Here is a 16,502-nt window from a genome sequence, read left to right on the forward strand (position 1 = left end):
CCGGTCCGGCTCCGGCATATCACCGAGGGGTTGACGTCCTGATGTCGAACGAGGAGAAGCTCCGCGAGTACCTCAAGCGCGCCATCGCTGACCTCCACGACACCCGCCAGCAGTTGGGCGAGAGCGAGGAACGCCGGCGCGAGCCCATCGCCATCGTGGCCATGGGCTGCCGCTACCCCGGCGGCGTGCGCTCGCCGCAGGAGCTGTGGGAGCTGGTCGGCGGCGGCGTGGACGCCGTCTCGGGCTTCCCCGCCGACCGCGGCTGGGACCTCGACGCGCTCTACGACCCCGACCCCGCCCACCCGGGCACCACCTACGCCCGCGAGGGCGGATTCCTCCACGACGCCGGGGAGTTCGACGCCGGCTTCTTCGGCATATCGCCGCGCGAGGCGCTCGCCATGGACCCCCAGCAGCGGCTCCTGCTGGAGACCGCGTGGGAGACCGTCGAGCGCGCCGGCATCGACCCGGCCACCCTCGCCGGCTCCCGCACCGGCGTCTTCGTCGGCACCGGCTACGGCGGCTACGACGCCGCCTCCCTGGGCACGTCGGCCACCCCCCGCTCGGCCGGCTCCCGCGCCGCCGCGCGACAGGCCGGCGAGGCCGGCGGACACCTGCTGACCGGCAACGCCATCAGCGTCTCCTCCGGCCGCATCTCCTACACCCTCGGCCTCGAAGGCCCCGCCGTCACCGTCGACACCGCCTGCTCCTCCTCCCTGGTCGCCCTCCACCTGGCCGTCCACTCGCTGCGCCAGGGCGAGTGCACCCTCGCCCTGGTGGGCGGGGCCACCGTGATGTCCACGCCGCAGATGTTCGTCGAGTTCTCCCGCCAGCGCGGCCTGGCCGCGGACGGCCGCTGCAAGCCGTTCTCCGCCGCGGCCGACGGCACCGGCTGGAGCGAGGGCGTCGGCCTGCTGCTCGTCGAACGCCTCTCCGACGCCCGCCGCAACGGCCACCCCGTGCTCGCCGTCGTACGGGGCTCCGCCGTCAACCAGGACGGCGCCTCCAACGGCCTGACCGCCCCCAACGGCCCCTCCCAGCAGCGCGTCATCCGCGCCGCCCTCGCCAACGCCGGCCTGCAGCCGGCCGACGTCGACGCCGTCGAGGCCCACGGCACCGGCACCACCCTCGGCGACCCCATCGAGGCCACCGCCCTGCTGGCCACCTACGGACAGCAGCGCCCCGCCGACCGCCCCGTCCTCCTCGGCTCCCTGAAGTCGAACATCGGCCACACCCAGGCCGCGGCCGGCGTCGCCGGCGTCATCAAAATGGTCCTGGCCATGCAGCACGGCGTGCTGCCCCGCACCCTCCACCTCGACGAGCCCACCCCGCACGTCGACTGGAGCGCCGGCCACGCCCGCCTGCTGACCGAGGCCGAGCCCTGGCCCGCCGGCGACCACCCGCGCCGCGCCGCCGTCTCCTCCTTCGGCGTCAGCGGCACCAACGCCCACGTCGTCCTCGAACAGGCCCCGGCCCAGGAAGAGGACGAGGGAGAACGGCCCGCCGCCCCGGCCGGCCGCGTCCTGCCCTGGGCCCTGTCGGCCGCCTCCGCCGACGCCCTGCGCGCCCAGGCCGCACGCCTCGCCGCCCACCTGCGCACCCGCCCCGAGCAGGACGGCGCCGACATCGCCTGCTCCCTCGCCCTGACCCGGCCCCTGCTCGACCACCGCGCCTTCGTCGTGGCCGGCACCCGCGAGGAGCACCTCGCCGCCCTGGAGGCGCTCGCCGCCGGCCGCGCCGCCGCGGGCGTGGCCACCGGCGTCGCCGCCCAAGCCACCACCGCCTTCCTCTTCGCCGGCCAGGGCGCCCAGCGCGCCGGCGCCGGGCGCGCCCTGCACGATGCGCACCCGGTCTTCGCCGCGGCCTTCGACGAGGTGTGCGCGGAACTCGACCGCCACCTCGCCCCGCACGTCGAGCACCCGCTCGCCGACGTCGCCCTCGCCGAGCCCGGCACCCCCGAGGCCGCGCTGCTGGACCGCACCGTGTACACCCAGGCGGCCCTGTTCGCCGTCGAGGTCGCCCTCCACCGGCTCCTCGCCTCCTGGGGCATCACCCCCCGGTTCCTGGCCGGCCACTCCATCGGCGAACTGGCCGCCGCCCACGTGGCCGGCGTGTTCGACCTGCCCGACGCCGCCCGCCTGGTCGCCGCCCGCGGCAGCCTCATGCAGGCACTGCCCGAAGGCGGCGCCATGGTCGCCGTCGAGGCCACCGAGGAGGAGATCACCCCCTCCCTCGCCGACCTGACCGACCGCGCCGCCCTCGCCGCCGTCAACGGCCCCGCCTCCGTCGTCGTCTCCGGCGACGAGGACGCCGTCACCGCCGTCGCCGCCCGGTGGCAGGCCCGCGGCCGCCGCACCAAGCGGCTGCGCGTCGGCCACGCCTTCCACTCCCCGCACATGGACGGCATGCTCGACGCCTTCCGCCGCGTCGCCGAGAGCATCACCTTCCACCCCCCGCGCATCCCCCTGGTCTCCACCCTCACCGGCGCCCTCGCCACCGCGGACGAGCTGTGCTCCGCCGCGTACTGGGTCCGCCAGGTGCGCGAACCCGTGCGCTTCCACGACACCGTGCGCACCCTTCAGACCGCGGGCGTCACCGCGTACGCCGAGCTCGGGCCCGGCGCCGTGCTGACCCCGATGGTCCAGGACTGCCTCACTCCGGACACCCCCGCCGAGGACGCCCCCGCGCTCGTACCGCTGCTGCGCGCCGACCGCCCCGAGCCGCGCGCCCTCGCCGAGGCCGTCGCCGCCCTGGCCGCCCGCGGCGTGCGCACCGACTGGGCCGCCTTCTTCGACGGCACCGGCGCCCGCCGCGTCGACCTGCCCACCTACGCCTTCCAGCGCGCCCACTACTGGCTCACCCCGGGCGACGCCCCGGACGCCGGGACCTCCCCGGCCGAGACCCACGCCCTCGACGCCGACTTCTGGGAGGCCGTCGAACGCCAGGACACCCGGGCCCTGTCGGCCGTCCTGGCCCTCGACGGCGCCGACGCCGAGGACACCCTCGGCGGCATCCTGCCCACCCTGTCGGCCTGGCGGCGCCGGCGCACCACCCGCGCCGCCGCCGACGCCCGCAGCTACCGCACCACCTGGACCCCCGTCACCGGCGGCACCGCCCGCATCCCGGACGGCCGCTGGCTGCTCCTGCTGCCCGAGGGCACCGACGACGACGCCTGGGCCGCCGGCCTCGCCGACACCCTCACCCGCGACGGTGGCCTGCGCGCCGAACGCCTCACCCTGGACTGCGCCGCGGACGCGACGGACCTGACCGACCGGCTGACCGCCACCCTCGACCGGGAGGCGCCGTTCGCCGGCGTCCTGTCCCTCCTCGCCCTCGACGAACGCCCCCACCCCGCCCACCCCTCGGTGCCGCTCGGCCTCGCCGCCACCGTCACCCTCGTGCGCGCCCTGGAGACCGCCGACGCCGGCGCACCCCTGTGGTGCGCGACCCGCGGCGCCGTCGCCGCCGGCGAGCGCTCCCCGCTCACCAGCCCCCTCCAGGCCCAGGTCTGGGGCCTGGGCCGGGTCGCCGCGCTCGAACACCCCGGCGTCTGGGGCGGCCTGGCCGACCTGCCCGCCACGGCCGACGCCCGCACCGCCACCGCACTCCTGCACGTCCTCGCCGACGGCCGCGAGGACCAGGTCGCCGTCCGGCCCGCCGGCGTCCTCGCCCGCCGCCTGACCCGCACCACCGCCGCAACCGACACCAACTGGCAGGCGCACGGCACCGTCCTGGTCACCGGCGGCACCGGCGCCCTCGGCGCCCACGTGGCGCGCCACCTAGCCGAGGCCGGCGCCGCCCACCTCGTCCTCGCCGGCCGCCGCGGCCCCGACGCCCCCGGCGCCGCCGACCTCGTCACCGAACTGGAAGCCCGCGGCGCCCGCGTCACCCTCGCCGCCTGCGACACCGCCGACCGCGACGCGCTCGCCGCCCTCCTGGCCGGCATCGACGACCTCACCGGCGTCGTCCACGCCGCCGGCGTCCTCGACGACGGGATCCTGCAGACCCTCACCCCCGAGCGGCTCGCGGCCGTCCTGGCCCCCAAGGCCGCCGCCGCCCGGCACCTGCACGAGCTGACCCGCGATCACGACCTGTCGTTCTTCGTGCTGTTCTCCTCCATCACCGGCGTCGTCGGCAACCCCGGCCAGGCCAACTACGCCGCCGCCAACGCCTACCTCGACGCCTTGGCCGAACAGCGCCGGCAGGACGGCCTGCCGGCCACCTCCGTCGCCTGGGGACCCTGGGCAGGGTCCGGCATGGCCGCCACCGGCGAGAACCTCGCCGGGCGCATGAGCCGCGACGGCCTGCGCCCCCTGACGCCCGGTCCCGCGCTCGCCGCACTCGGGCACGCCGTGACCGGCGGCACCGCGCAGCTGACCGTCGCCGACATCGACTGGGCCGCCTACGCCCCCGCCCTGACCGCCGCCCGCCCCAGCGCCCTGATCGGCGACGTGCCCGAGGCCGCCCGCGCCCTCGCCCCCACTGCCGCCACCGCCCCCACGGCACCCGGCGCGGCGGCGCCGTCGCCGCTGCGCGCACGCCTGGCCGCCCTGCCCACCGCAGAAGCCGAACGCGCCCTGGTCGACGTGGTCCGCACCGAGGTCGCCGCCGTCCTCGGCCACGCCTCCACCGACGCCGTCGGCACCCGGCGCGCCTTCCGCGACCTCGGCTTCGACTCCCTGACCGCCGTCGAACTGCGCAACCGCCTGGCCACCGCCACCGGCCTGCGCCTGCCCGCCTCCCTGCTCTTCGACCACCCCACGCCCGCCGCCGTCGGCCACCACCTGCGCGAGCAACTCCTGGGCACCACCGGCCAGGACACGCCCGCCGCGCCCGCCGCAGCGGCCGCCGGCACCGACGAGCCGGTCGCCATCGTCGCCATGGCCTGCCGCTTCCCCGGCGGCGCCGCGACCCCCGAGGACTTCTGGCGACTGCTGTCCGACGGCGCCGACGGCATCACCGCCTTCCCCACCGACCGCGGCTGGGACCTCGACCGCCTCTACCACCCCGACCCCGACCACCAGGGCACCAGCTACGCCCGCGAGGGCGGCTTCCTGAGCGACGTCGCCGCCTTCGACGCCGCCTTCTTCGGCATCTCCCCGCGCGAGGCCCTCGCCATGGACCCCCAGCAGCGCCTGCTGCTGGAAACGGCCTGGGAGGCGATGGAGCGCGCCGGCATCGACCCCGAGTCGCTGCGCGGCTCGCGCACCGGCGTGTTCGCCGGCACCAACGCGCAGGACTACCAGACCATCCTCGACGCCACGCGCGACGAGGTCGCCGGCCACCTGCTGACCGGCAACGCCGCCAGCGTGGTCTCCGGCCGCCTGTCCTACACCTTCGGCTTCGAGGGCCCGGCCGTCACCGTCGACACCGCCTGCTCCTCCTCGCTGGTCGCCCTGCACATGGCCGTCCAGTCGTTGCGCCAGGGCGAGTGCACGCTCGCGCTCGCCGGCGGCGTGACGGTGATGGCCACCCCGTACTCCTTCGTGGAATTCTCCCGCCAGCGCGGCCTGGCCGCGGACGGGCGGTGCAAGCCGTTCTCCGCCGCGGCCGACGGCACCGGCTGGAGCGAGGGCGTCGGCCTGCTGCTGGTCGAGCGGCTCTCCGACGCACGCCGCAACGGTCACCCCGTCCTGGCCGTGGTGCGCGGCTCGGCCGTCAACCAGGACGGCGCGTCCAACGGCCTGAGCGCCCCGAACGGTCCGTCCCAGCAGCGTGTCATCCGTCAGGCCCTGGCGGGCGCGGGCCTGCAGGCGGCGGACGTCGACGCGGTCGAGGCGCACGGTACGGGCACCACGCTGGGCGACCCGATCGAGGCGCAGGCACTCCTCGCCACGTACGGCCAGGACCGGCCCGCCGAACGACCCCTGCTGCTGGGCTCGGTGAAGTCGAACATCGGTCACACGCAGGCCGCCGCAGGTGTCGCGGGCGTGATGAAGATGGTGCTGGCAATGCAGCACGGCATCCTGCCCAGGACCCTGCACCTGGACGAGCCGACCCCGCACGTCGACTGGAGCGCCGGCGCCGTCGAGCTGCTCGCGGAGGAGACCGCCTGGCCCGACGCCGGACGGCCCCGCCGCGCCGGTGTCTCCTCCTTCGGCATCAGCGGCACCAACGCCCACATCATCCTCGAACAGGCCCCCGTCGAAACCGCCGACGAGCAGCAGCCGGCAGGCACCCCCGAGCCCACCCTGCCCTGGACCCTGTCGGCCCGCACCGGGGCCGCCCTCGCCGACCAGGCCCGGCTGCTCGCCGACCACCTGCGCACCCACCCCGGCCTCGCCCCCGACGACGCCGCCCACGCCCTGGCGACCGGCCGCACCGCCATGGACCACCGCGCCGCCGTCACCGCGGGCGACCGCGCCGGCCTCCTCGCCGGCCTCGACGCCCTCGCCACCGGCGCACCCTCGCCCCACGTGCTGCAGGGCACCGCCGACGGCGACGGGGGAGTGGTGTTCGTCTTCCCCGGCCAGGGCTCGCAGTGGGCCGGCATGGCCCTCGAACTCCTCGACGACTCCCCGGTCTTCGCCGCACGCCTCGCCGAGTGCGCCGCCGCCCTCGCCCCGTACACCGACTGGTCCCTGGCCGACGTCCTGCGCGGCGAGGAGAACGCCCCCGGCCTGGAGCGCGTCGACGTCGTCCAGCCCGCCCTGTGGGCCGTGATGGTCTCCCTCGCCGAAGTCTGGCGCGCCCACGGCGTGCGCCCCGCCGCGGTGCTCGGCCACTCCCAGGGCGAGATCGCCGCGGCGGCCGTCGCCGGCGCCCTCGGCCTGCAGGACGCCGCCAAGGTCGTCGCCCTGCGCAGCCAGGCCATCGCCCGCGAACTGTCCGCCCGCGGCGGCATGGTCTCCGTCGCCGAGCCCGCCGACGCCGTCCGCGCCCGCATCACCGCCTGGGGCGAGGACATCTCCGTCGCCGCCGTCAACGGCCCCGGCTCCGCCGTCGTCTCCGGCACCCCCGAAGCCCTCGACGAACTGATCGCCGCCTGCGAGCGGGACGGCGTGCGCGCCCGGCGCATCCCCGTCGACTACGCCTCCCACTCCGCCCAGGTCGAGCGGATCGAGGACGAACTGCTCACCCTCCTCGACGGCATCACCCCCCGCACCGCCGACATCCCCTTCTGCTCCACCGTCACCGGCGACCTGCTCGACACCACCGCGCTCGACGCCGCCTACTGGTACCGCAACCTGCGCCGCACCGTGGAGTTCGAGCAGGCCACCCGCACCCTGCTGCGCGCCGGCCACCGGCTCTTCGCCGAGGTCAGCCCGCACCCCGTGGTGATCGCCGGGGTGCAGGAGACCGCGCAGGACGCCGGCGTCGCCGCGGCGGCCGTCGGCACGCTGCGCCGCGACGAGGGCGGGCTCGCCCGCTTCCGCACCTCCCTCGCCGACGCCTGGTGCCACGGCGCCGCCGTCGCCAAGGACGCCTTCCTCGCCGGCACCCCCGCCCGCCGGGTGCCGCTGCCGACGTACGCCTTCCAGCGGCAGCGGTTCTGGCCGCGCCCGGGCGGCGGCAGCGCCGACGTGACCGCCGCCGGCCTGCGCGCGCCCGGCCACCCCCTGCTGGGCGCCACCGTCGAACTCGCCGACGGCGACGGGCTCATGGCCACCGCCGTGTGGTCGGTGCGCACCCAGCCCTGGCTCGCCGACCACGCCGTCTCCGGCGCCGTCGTCGTCCCCGGCACCGCGCTCGTCGAGGCGGCGATCCGGGCCGGCGACGAGCTCGGCTGCGGCCGCCTGGCCGAACTGACCCTGCACGCCCCGCTGGTGCTCCCCGAGCGCGCCGAGGCCCGCGTCCAGATCGTCGTCGGTGCCGCGGACGCCACCGGCCACCGGACGCTGACCGTCCACGCCCGCACCCTCGACCCCGCCACCGGTGCCGCCGACGGCCCCTGGACCGAGCACGCCACCGGCACCCTCGCGCCCCCGGCCGCCGCCCCCGCCGACGAGATGCTCACCTGGCCCCCCACGGGCGCCGAGGCCCTGCCGGTCGACGACCTGTACGCCGACCTCGCCGCACGCGGCTACGGCTACGGGCCCGCCTTCCAGGGCGTACGGGCCGCCTGGCGGCGCGGCGCCGACGTCTTCGCCGACGTGGCCCTGCCCGCCCCCGCCCTGGCCGACGCCGCCCGCTTCGGGCTGCACCCGGCCCTGCTGGACGCCGCCCTGCACGCCGCCGGTCTCGGCGCGCTGCCCGCCGGCGACCGGCCCGGCATGCCGTTCTCCTTCACCGGCGTCACCCTGCACGCCGCCGGCGCCACCCGGTTGCGCGCCCGCCTGATCCCCGCCGGGCCGGACGCCGTCACCGTCGTCCTCGCCGACGGCACCGGCCGGCCGGTGGCGACCGTCGACCGGCTGACCGTACGGCCCGTGCCCGCCGCCCTGCTCGACCCCGCGGCCCACGTCGCCCGCGAGGCCCTCTTCCACCTCGACTGGAGCCCCCTGCCCGGCACACCGGCCGACACGGCGCCCGCCACCTGGGCCCTGGTCGGCGACCCCGGCCCGTACCCGGCCCGGGCCGGCGCACCGGACCTCGCCTCCCTGGACGGCACCCCCGACCTGGTCGTGGCCACCGGCGCCCGCACCCCCGAGGACGCCCTGGACCTGGTGCAGCAGTGGCTGGCCGACGACCGCTGGGCGGACTCCCGCCTGCTGGTCCTCACCCACGGCGCCGTCGCCACCCACTCCGGCGAGGACGTCACCGACCTGCCCGGCGCGGCGGTGTGGGGCCTGCTGCGCTCCGCCCAGTCCGAGAACCCCGGCCGCATCGTGCTCGCCGACCTCGACGACCAGGCCGACTCCCGCGCCCTGCTGCCGCACCTCGCCGCCACCGACGAACCCCAGCTCGCCGTGCGCCAGGGCACCGTCCACGTACCGCGCCTGACCCGCACCCACACCGCCGCCACCCTGCAGGCCCCGGACGGCGGGCCCTGGCGGCTGGACATCACCGCGAAGGGCACCCTCGACAACCTCGCCCTCGTGCCCTGCCCCGAGGTCGCCGAACGGCCGCTCGGCGAGGGCGAGGTCCGCATCGCGGTCCGCGCCGCCGGCCTGAACTTCCGCGACGTCCTCAACAGCCTCGGCATGTACCCCGGCGGCGCCGAGTTCCTGGGCTCCGAGGCCGCCGGCGTCGTCGTCGAGGCCGGCCCCGGGGTGAGCGGGATCGCCGTCGGCGACCGGGTGATGGGCATGGTCCCCGGCGGCTTCGGCCCGCTCGCCGTCGCCGACCACCGCGTCCTGGCCCGCATCCCGCGCGGCATGACCTTCGCCCAGGCCGCCGCCGTCCCCGTCGTCTACCTCACCGCGTACTACGCGCTGCGCGACCTCGCCGGGCTGCGCGCCGGGGAATCCGTGCTCATCCACGCCGCCGCCGGCGGCGTCGGCATGGCCGCCACCCGGCTCGCCCGGCACTGGGGCGCCGAGGTCTACGGCACCGCCTCCGCCCGCAAGCAGGAGCACCTGCGCGCCGGCGGCTGGCCCGCCGAACGCCTCGCCTCCTCCCGCACCCTGGACTTCGAGGACGCCTTCCGCGAGGCCACCGCAGGCCGCGGCGTCGACGTCGTCCTCAACTCCCTGGCCGGCGACTTCGTCGACGCCTCCCTGCGGCTCCTCGCCCCCGGCGGCCGCCTCGTCGAGATGGGCAAGACCGACATCCGCGACGCGGACGAGGTGGCCGCCGCCCACGACGGCGCCCGCTACCGCGCCTTCGACCTCGTCGAGGCCGGGCCCGAGCGCATCCGGCAGATGCTCGCCGAACTCGTCGCCCTCTTCGAGGACGGCACCCTCGAACCGCTGCCCGTCACCGCCTGGGACGTCCACCACGCCCGCGAGGCCTTCCGGTACGTCTCCGAGGCCCGCCACACCGGCAAGGTCGTCCTGACCGTGCCCCGCCCCTGGGACCCCGACGGCACCGTACTGATCACCGGCGGCACCGGCGAACTCGGCGGCCTGCTGGCCCGCCACCTCGTCACCGGCCACGGCATGCGGCACCTGCTGCTCACCGGCCGCCGCGGCCCCGACGCCCCCGCGGCCCGCAAGCTGCGCGCCGAACTCGAGGACCTGGGCGCCACCGTCACCGTCGCCGCCTGCGACGCCGCCGACCGCGACGCCCTCGCCGCCGTCCTCGCCTCCGTCCCGGCCGCGCACCCGCTGACGGCCGTCGTGCACGCCGCGGGCGTCCTCGACGACGGCGTCGTCACCGCCCTGACGCCCGAGCGGCTGCACACCGTCGCCCGCCCCAAGACCGACGCGGCCGCCCACCTGCACGAGCTCACCGCGGACCACGACCTCGCCGGCTTCGTGCTGTTCTCCTCGGCCGCCGGCGTCTTCGGCTCGCCCGGCCAGGGCAACTACGCGGCCGCCAACGCCGGCCTCGACGGCCTCGCCCAGCACCGCCGCGCCCACGGCCTGCCCGCCACCTCCCTCGCCTGGGGCCTGTGGGAGCAGGCCAGCGGGATGACCGCACACCTCGACGCGAGCGACCGCGCCCGCTCGCGGCAGTCCGGCGCCCTGACACTGTCCACCGCCGACGGACTCGCCCTCTTCGACGCGGCCCTGGCCGCCCACCGGCCCCTGCTCGTGCCCGTCCGCCTGGACGGCAGCGTCCTGCGCACCCGCACCCCCGACCGGCTCCCCGCCCTGCTGCGCACCCTCTACCGGCCCGCCACCACCCGGCGCACCGCCGGGGCCGGGGCGGAGGGCGGCGACGGGCTGCGCCACCGGCTCGCCGCCCTGCCCGCCGCCGACCGCCGCGGCACCCTCCTCGACCTGGTCGCCACCTGCGTCGCCGCCGTCCTCGGCCACACCGGCACCGACACGGTGCCCACCGACCGGGCCTTCCGCGACCTGGGCTTCACCTCCCTGTCCTCCGTCGAACTGCGCAACCGCCTGTCCGCCGCCACCGGCCTGCGGCTGCCCGCCACCCTGGCCTTCGACCACCCCTCCCCGGCCGCGCTCGCCGATCACCTGCACGCCGAACTGACCGACGCCACCGGCGAGGAGACCCCCCAGGCGCCCACCCCGGCCCCCGCGGGAGAGGACGAGCCGGTGGCCATCGTCGGCATGGCCTGCCGGCTCCCCGGCGGCGTCCGCTCGCCCGGCGACCTGTGGCAGCTGCTCGCCTCCGGCACCGACGCCATCGGCCCCTTCCCCGCCGACCGCGGCTGGGACGCGGAGCGCGTCTACGCCTCCGTACCGGACGGGCCCGGCTCCTCCCGCACCCGCGAGGGCGGCTTCCTGAGCGACGCCGCCGACTTCGACGCCGGCTTCTTCGGCATCTCCCCGCGCGAGGCCCTGGCCATGGACCCCCAGCAGCGGCTGCTGCTGGAGACCGCCTGGGAGGCGTTCGAGGCCGCCGGCATCGACCCGCGAGCGGTACGCGGCTCGCGCACCGGCGTCTTCGCCGGCCTGGCCTCCAGCGACTACCTCAGCCGCGTCCCCGAGGTGCCCGAGGAACTCGCCGGACACGTCGGCAACGGCAACGCCATGAGCGTGGTCTCCGGCCGCGTCGCCTACACCCTGGGCCTTGAGGGCCCGGCCGTCACCGTCGACACCGCCTGCTCCTCCTCGCTGGTCGCCCTGCACATGGCCGTCCAGTCGCTGCGCCAGGGCGAGTGCACGCTGGCGCTGGCCGGTGGCGTGACCGTCATGTCCTCCCCGCGCCTGTTCACCGACTTCGCCCGGCAGCGCGGCCTGGCCGGCGACGGCCGCTGCAAGGCCTTCGCCGCCGGCGCGGACGGCACCGGATTCGCCGAGGGCGTCGGGCTGCTGCTGGTCGAGAGGCTCTCCGACGCACGTCGCAACGGCCACCAGATCCTCGCCGTGGTGCGCGGCTCGGCCGTCAACCAGGACGGTGCGTCCAACGGTCTGAGCGCGCCGAACGGGCCCGCCCAGCAGCGCGTGATCCGCCAGGCCTTGGCGGGCGCGGGCCTGCAGGCGGCGGACGTCGACGCGGTCGAGGCACACGGTACGGGCACCACGCTGGGCGACCCCATCGAGGCGCAGGCGCTGCTCGCCACGTACGGCCAGGACCGGCCCGCCGACCGGCCGCTGCTGTTGGGCTCCGTGAAGTCGAACATCGGTCACACGCAGGCCGCGGCCGGTGTCGCGGGCGTGATGAAGATGGTGCTGGCGATGCAGCACGGCATCCTGCCCAGGACCTTGCACCTGGACGAGCCCACCCCGCACGTCGACTGGAGCGCCGGCGCCGTCGAGCTGCTCGCCGAGGAGACCGCCTGGCCCGACGCCGGGCGACCCCGCCGCGCCGGTGTCTCCTCCTTCGGCATCAGCGGCACCAACGTCCACGTCATCCTCGAACAGGCCCCCGCCCGAGCCACCGTCGAAGAAGAGGCCGAGGACCCCGGGCACACCCTGCCCTGGACGCTGTCGGCCCGCAGCGAGGCCGGACTGCGCGGACAGGCCCGCGCCCTGCTCGACCACCTCTCCGGCGAACCGGCCGCCCGCCCCCTGGACACCGCCTTCTCCCTCGTCACCCGGCGCGCCGCCCTCGAACACCGCGCCGTCGTCGTGGGCACCGGCCGCACCGAACTGACCGAGCGCCTGCGCGCCCTCGCCGAAGGACAGCCCGCACCGGGCGTCGTCCACGGCGGATTCGCCGGCTCCCGCGAGCGCAAGGTCGTCCTCGTCTTCCCCGGCCAGGGCTCCCAGTGGGCCGGCATGGGCAGCGCACTCCTCGACGACTCCCCGGTCTTCGCCGAGCGCATCGCCGCCTGCGAGAAGGCCCTGTCCCCGTACGTCGACTGGTCCCTGACCGCCGTCCTGCGCGGCGAGGACGGAGCCCCCGGCCTGGACCGCGTCGACGTCGCCCAGCCCGCCCTGTGGGCCGTGATGGTCTCCCTCGCCGAAGTCTGGCGCGCCCACGGCGTGCGCCCGGCGGCCGTGCTCGGCCACTCCCAGGGCGAGATCGCCGCGGCGGCCGTCGCCGGCGCCCTCTCCCTCGACGACGCGGCCAAGGTCGCCGCCCTGCGCAGCCTGGCCATCGCCCGCGAACTGTCCGGCCACGGCGGCATGATGTCCGTCGCCGCACCCGCGGACGCCGTACGCGAACGCCTCGCCGCCTGGGGCGACAAGCTCTCCGTCGCCGCCGTCAACGGACCGGCCACCACCGTCGTCTCCGGCGAGGGCACCGCCCTCGACGAACTCCTCGCCGCCTGCGAGGAGGACGGCGTGCGTGCCAAGCGCATCCCCGTCGACTACGCCTCCCACTCCGCCCAGGTCGAACGCATCCGCACCACCCTGCTCACGGACCTCGCCGACCTCGCACCCCGTACGGCGGACGTGCCGTTCCTGTCCACCGTCACCGGCGAATGGACCGACGGCAGCGCCCTCGACGCCGCCTACTGGTACGAGAACCTGCGCCGCACCGTCCGCCTGGAGGACGCGCTGCGCAGCCTCCTCGCCCAGGGCCACGACGTCTTCGTCGAGGCCAGCCCCCACCCCGTCCTGACCATGGGCATCGAGGACACCGCCGCCTCCGCCGAGGCCACCGCGGTCGTCCTGGGCTCCCTGCGCCGCGACGACGGCACGACCGAACGCCTGCTGACCTCACTGGCCGAGGCCCACGTCCACGGCGTCGACGTCGACTGGCTGCCCGCCGTCACCGGCGGCCACCCCACCGACCTGCCCACCTACGCCTTCCAGCGCGAGCGCTACTGGCTGGAGGCCACCGCCGCCACCGGCCCCGCCGGAATCGAACGCACCGTGCGCCTCGCCGACGACAGCATCGTCCTCACCGGCCGCATCGGCCTGGACACCCACCCCTGGCTCGCCGGGCACCGCCTGCACGGCACCGCCCTCGTCCCCGGCACCCTGCTGCTCGAATGGGCCGTCCGCGCCGGCGACGAAGCCGGCTGCGCGCTCGTCGAGGAGCTCGCCGAGGACCAGCCGCTGACCCTGCCCGCGCAGGGCGGCGTTGACCTCCAGGTCACCGCCGCGGCGGCCGACGCCTCGGGCGGCCGCACCCTCACCGTCCACACCCGGCCGCAGGACGCCGCCGAGGACGCCCCCTGGACCCGCAACGCCACCGGCACCCTCGCCCCCGGCGCCCCCACCCCGCTCCGGGCCCCCTCCGGCACCTGGCCTCCGGCCGGCGCCACCGAGGAGGACACCGAAGCGCTCCTGGACACCCTGGCCGCCCACGGATACGAGCACACCGAGGCGTTCGCCACCGTCCACGGCCTGTGGCGGCACGACGACACGCTCCTCGCCGACGTCGCCCTGCCCGAGGGCGCCGCCACCGGATTCCACCTCCACCCCGCCCTGCTGCAGCAACTCCTCACCCTCGCCGCCGGGCACCAGCCGCAGACCGCCCCCGCCCCGCCGCACACCTGGCGCGGCGCGAGCCTGCCGGCCACCGGCGCCGACCGGCTGCGCGTGAGCATCACCCCCACCGGCACCGCCGGCGAACTCGCCCTGACCGCCACCGACACCACCGGCATGCCCGTCCTGGCCGTCGACGCGATCACCTTCCGCGAGCCCACCGCCGACCGGCTCGCCGCCACCGGCGGCCGCCACGACGCCCTGCACCTCGTGCAGTGGACCCCCTGGACTCCGCGGACGCCGCAGGAGCCGCGGACGGCCGGCACCTACGCCACGGCCGGCACCGCCACCGCCCCGCTCGCCGAGGCCCTCGCACAGGCCGGAGCCGTCGTGCACCACCACGACGACCTCGCCGCGGCCGCCACCGCCGCCACGACCGTCCTTGCCACCCTGACGCCCACCGAGGCCACCGCCGCCGGCACCCGCCGGGCCGCCCACGAAGCCCTCACGCTCGCCCGCACCTGGCTCACCGCCGACACCACCGGTGCCGGCCGCCTGGTCCTCGTCACCCGCGGCGCCGTCGCCGCCGGCGACGACGACCCCGTCCCCGCACCGGCCGCAGCCGCCGCCTGGGGCCTGCTGCGCTCGGCGCAGTCCGAACACCCCGGCCGCTTCCTGCTCGCCGACCTCGACGACGACCCCCGCTCCACGGCCGCCCTCGCCACCGCCCTGGCCGCCGCCGACGCCGCCGGCGAGACCCAACTGGCCCTGCGCCGCGGCACGCCCACCGTCCCGCGCCTGCACCGCGCACCGCGCACCGGCACCGCCGCCCCGCAGTGGGACCCGACCGGGGGAGAGGGCACCGTCCTGATCACCGGCGGCACCGGCACCCTCGGCAGCCACGTCGCCCGGCACCTCGTCACCCGGCACGGCGTGCGCCACCTGCTGCTCACCGGCCGGCGCGGCCCCGACGCCCCCGGCGCCGCGCAGCTGCGCGAGGAACTGACCGCCCTCGGCGCCCACGTCACCGTCGCCGCCTGCGACACCGCCGACCGGGACGCCCTCGCCCACCTTCTCGCCACCGTCCCCGCCGGCCACCCGCTGACCGCCGTCGTCCACGCCGCCGGAGTCCTCGACGACGGCCTGCTGGAGAACCTCACCCCGCAGTCCCTCGACCGGGTGCTGCGGCCCAAGACGGATGCCGCCTGGAACCTCCACGACCTCACCCGTGACATGGACCTCTCGGCCTTCGTGCTGTTCTCCTCCTTCGCCGGCGTCGCCGGCGGCATGGGCCAGGCCAACTACGCCGCCGCCAACGCCGCCCTGGACGCCCTCGCCGCCCACCGCCGCGCCAGTGGCCTGCCGGCCGTCTCCCTCGCCTGGGGATACTGGGAGGATTCCAGTGAATTGACGGCCACGCTGGACGACGTGGACCTCGACCGCTTCGCCCGCTCCGGCATGCTGCCGATCCCGACCGCCCACGGCCTCGACCTCCTCGACGCCGCCGCGGCCGCCGGCAGCCCCCTCCTCGTGCCCGTACGGCTCGACCCGCGCGCCCTGGCCGCCACCGGCGACGTACCGCCGCTGCTGCGCGCCCTGGTCCGCAGCCCCCGGCGCCGCACCGCCGCGCGCACCGAAGCCGCGGAGCACTCCCTCGCCCGCCAGCTCAGCGGCCTGTCCACGGCCCGTCAGGAGGCCCTGCTGCTGCAGCTGGTCGGCGGGCACGTGGCCACCGTCCTCGGCCACGCGGCGGCCGACGCCGTCGAGGCCGAACGCGGCTTCCTCGACCTCGGCATGACCTCCCTGACCGCAGTGGAACTGCGCAACCGGCTCAACGCCGCGACCGGCCTGCGCCTGCCCACCACGGCCGTCTTCGACCACCCCACCCCCCTCGGGCTCGTCCGCCACATCCACGACCTGCTCGCCCCCGCCGTCGGCGAGGACGCGCCCGAGGCCGGCACGCCCCTGTTCACCGGGCTCGACACCTTCGAGGCCGCCCTGGCCGCCGCCGACCTCGACGACGACGCCCGCGCCCGCCTCGTCCAGCGCCTGAAGGCCCTGCAGTGGAAGCTCGACGCCCCCGGCGACGGCGCCCCCGCGCAGGACGGCGAGGACGACGCCGGCCTCGACGCCGATCTCGACGCCGCCACCAGCGACGACGAGATGTTCGACCTCATCGACAAAGAACTCGGCCTCGCCTGACGACCCAGTCAGACGAAAAAGCACCTT

1 protein-coding gene is annotated in these 16,502 nt (G+C 77.0%); it reads left to right on the forward strand.

The features are described from left to right. Nucleotides 1-41 precede the first annotated feature (41 nt). Nucleotides 42-16,475, forward strand: coding sequence for a type I polyketide synthase (locus AC27L3_RS02240; RefSeq protein WP_487232250.1), 16,434 nt, complete (start codon nt 42-44; stop codon nt 16,473-16,475). Nucleotides 16,476-16,502: the final 27 nt, after the last annotated feature.

This window comes from Streptomyces sp. PKA51 (assembly GCF_057552455.1).

Excerpts from the sequence above, each read along its gene's own strand:
- AC27L3_RS02240 (WP_487232250.1), top strand. The coding sequence starts at position 42 with ATGTCGAACGAGGAGAAGCTCCGCGAGTACCTCAAGCGCGCCATCGCT.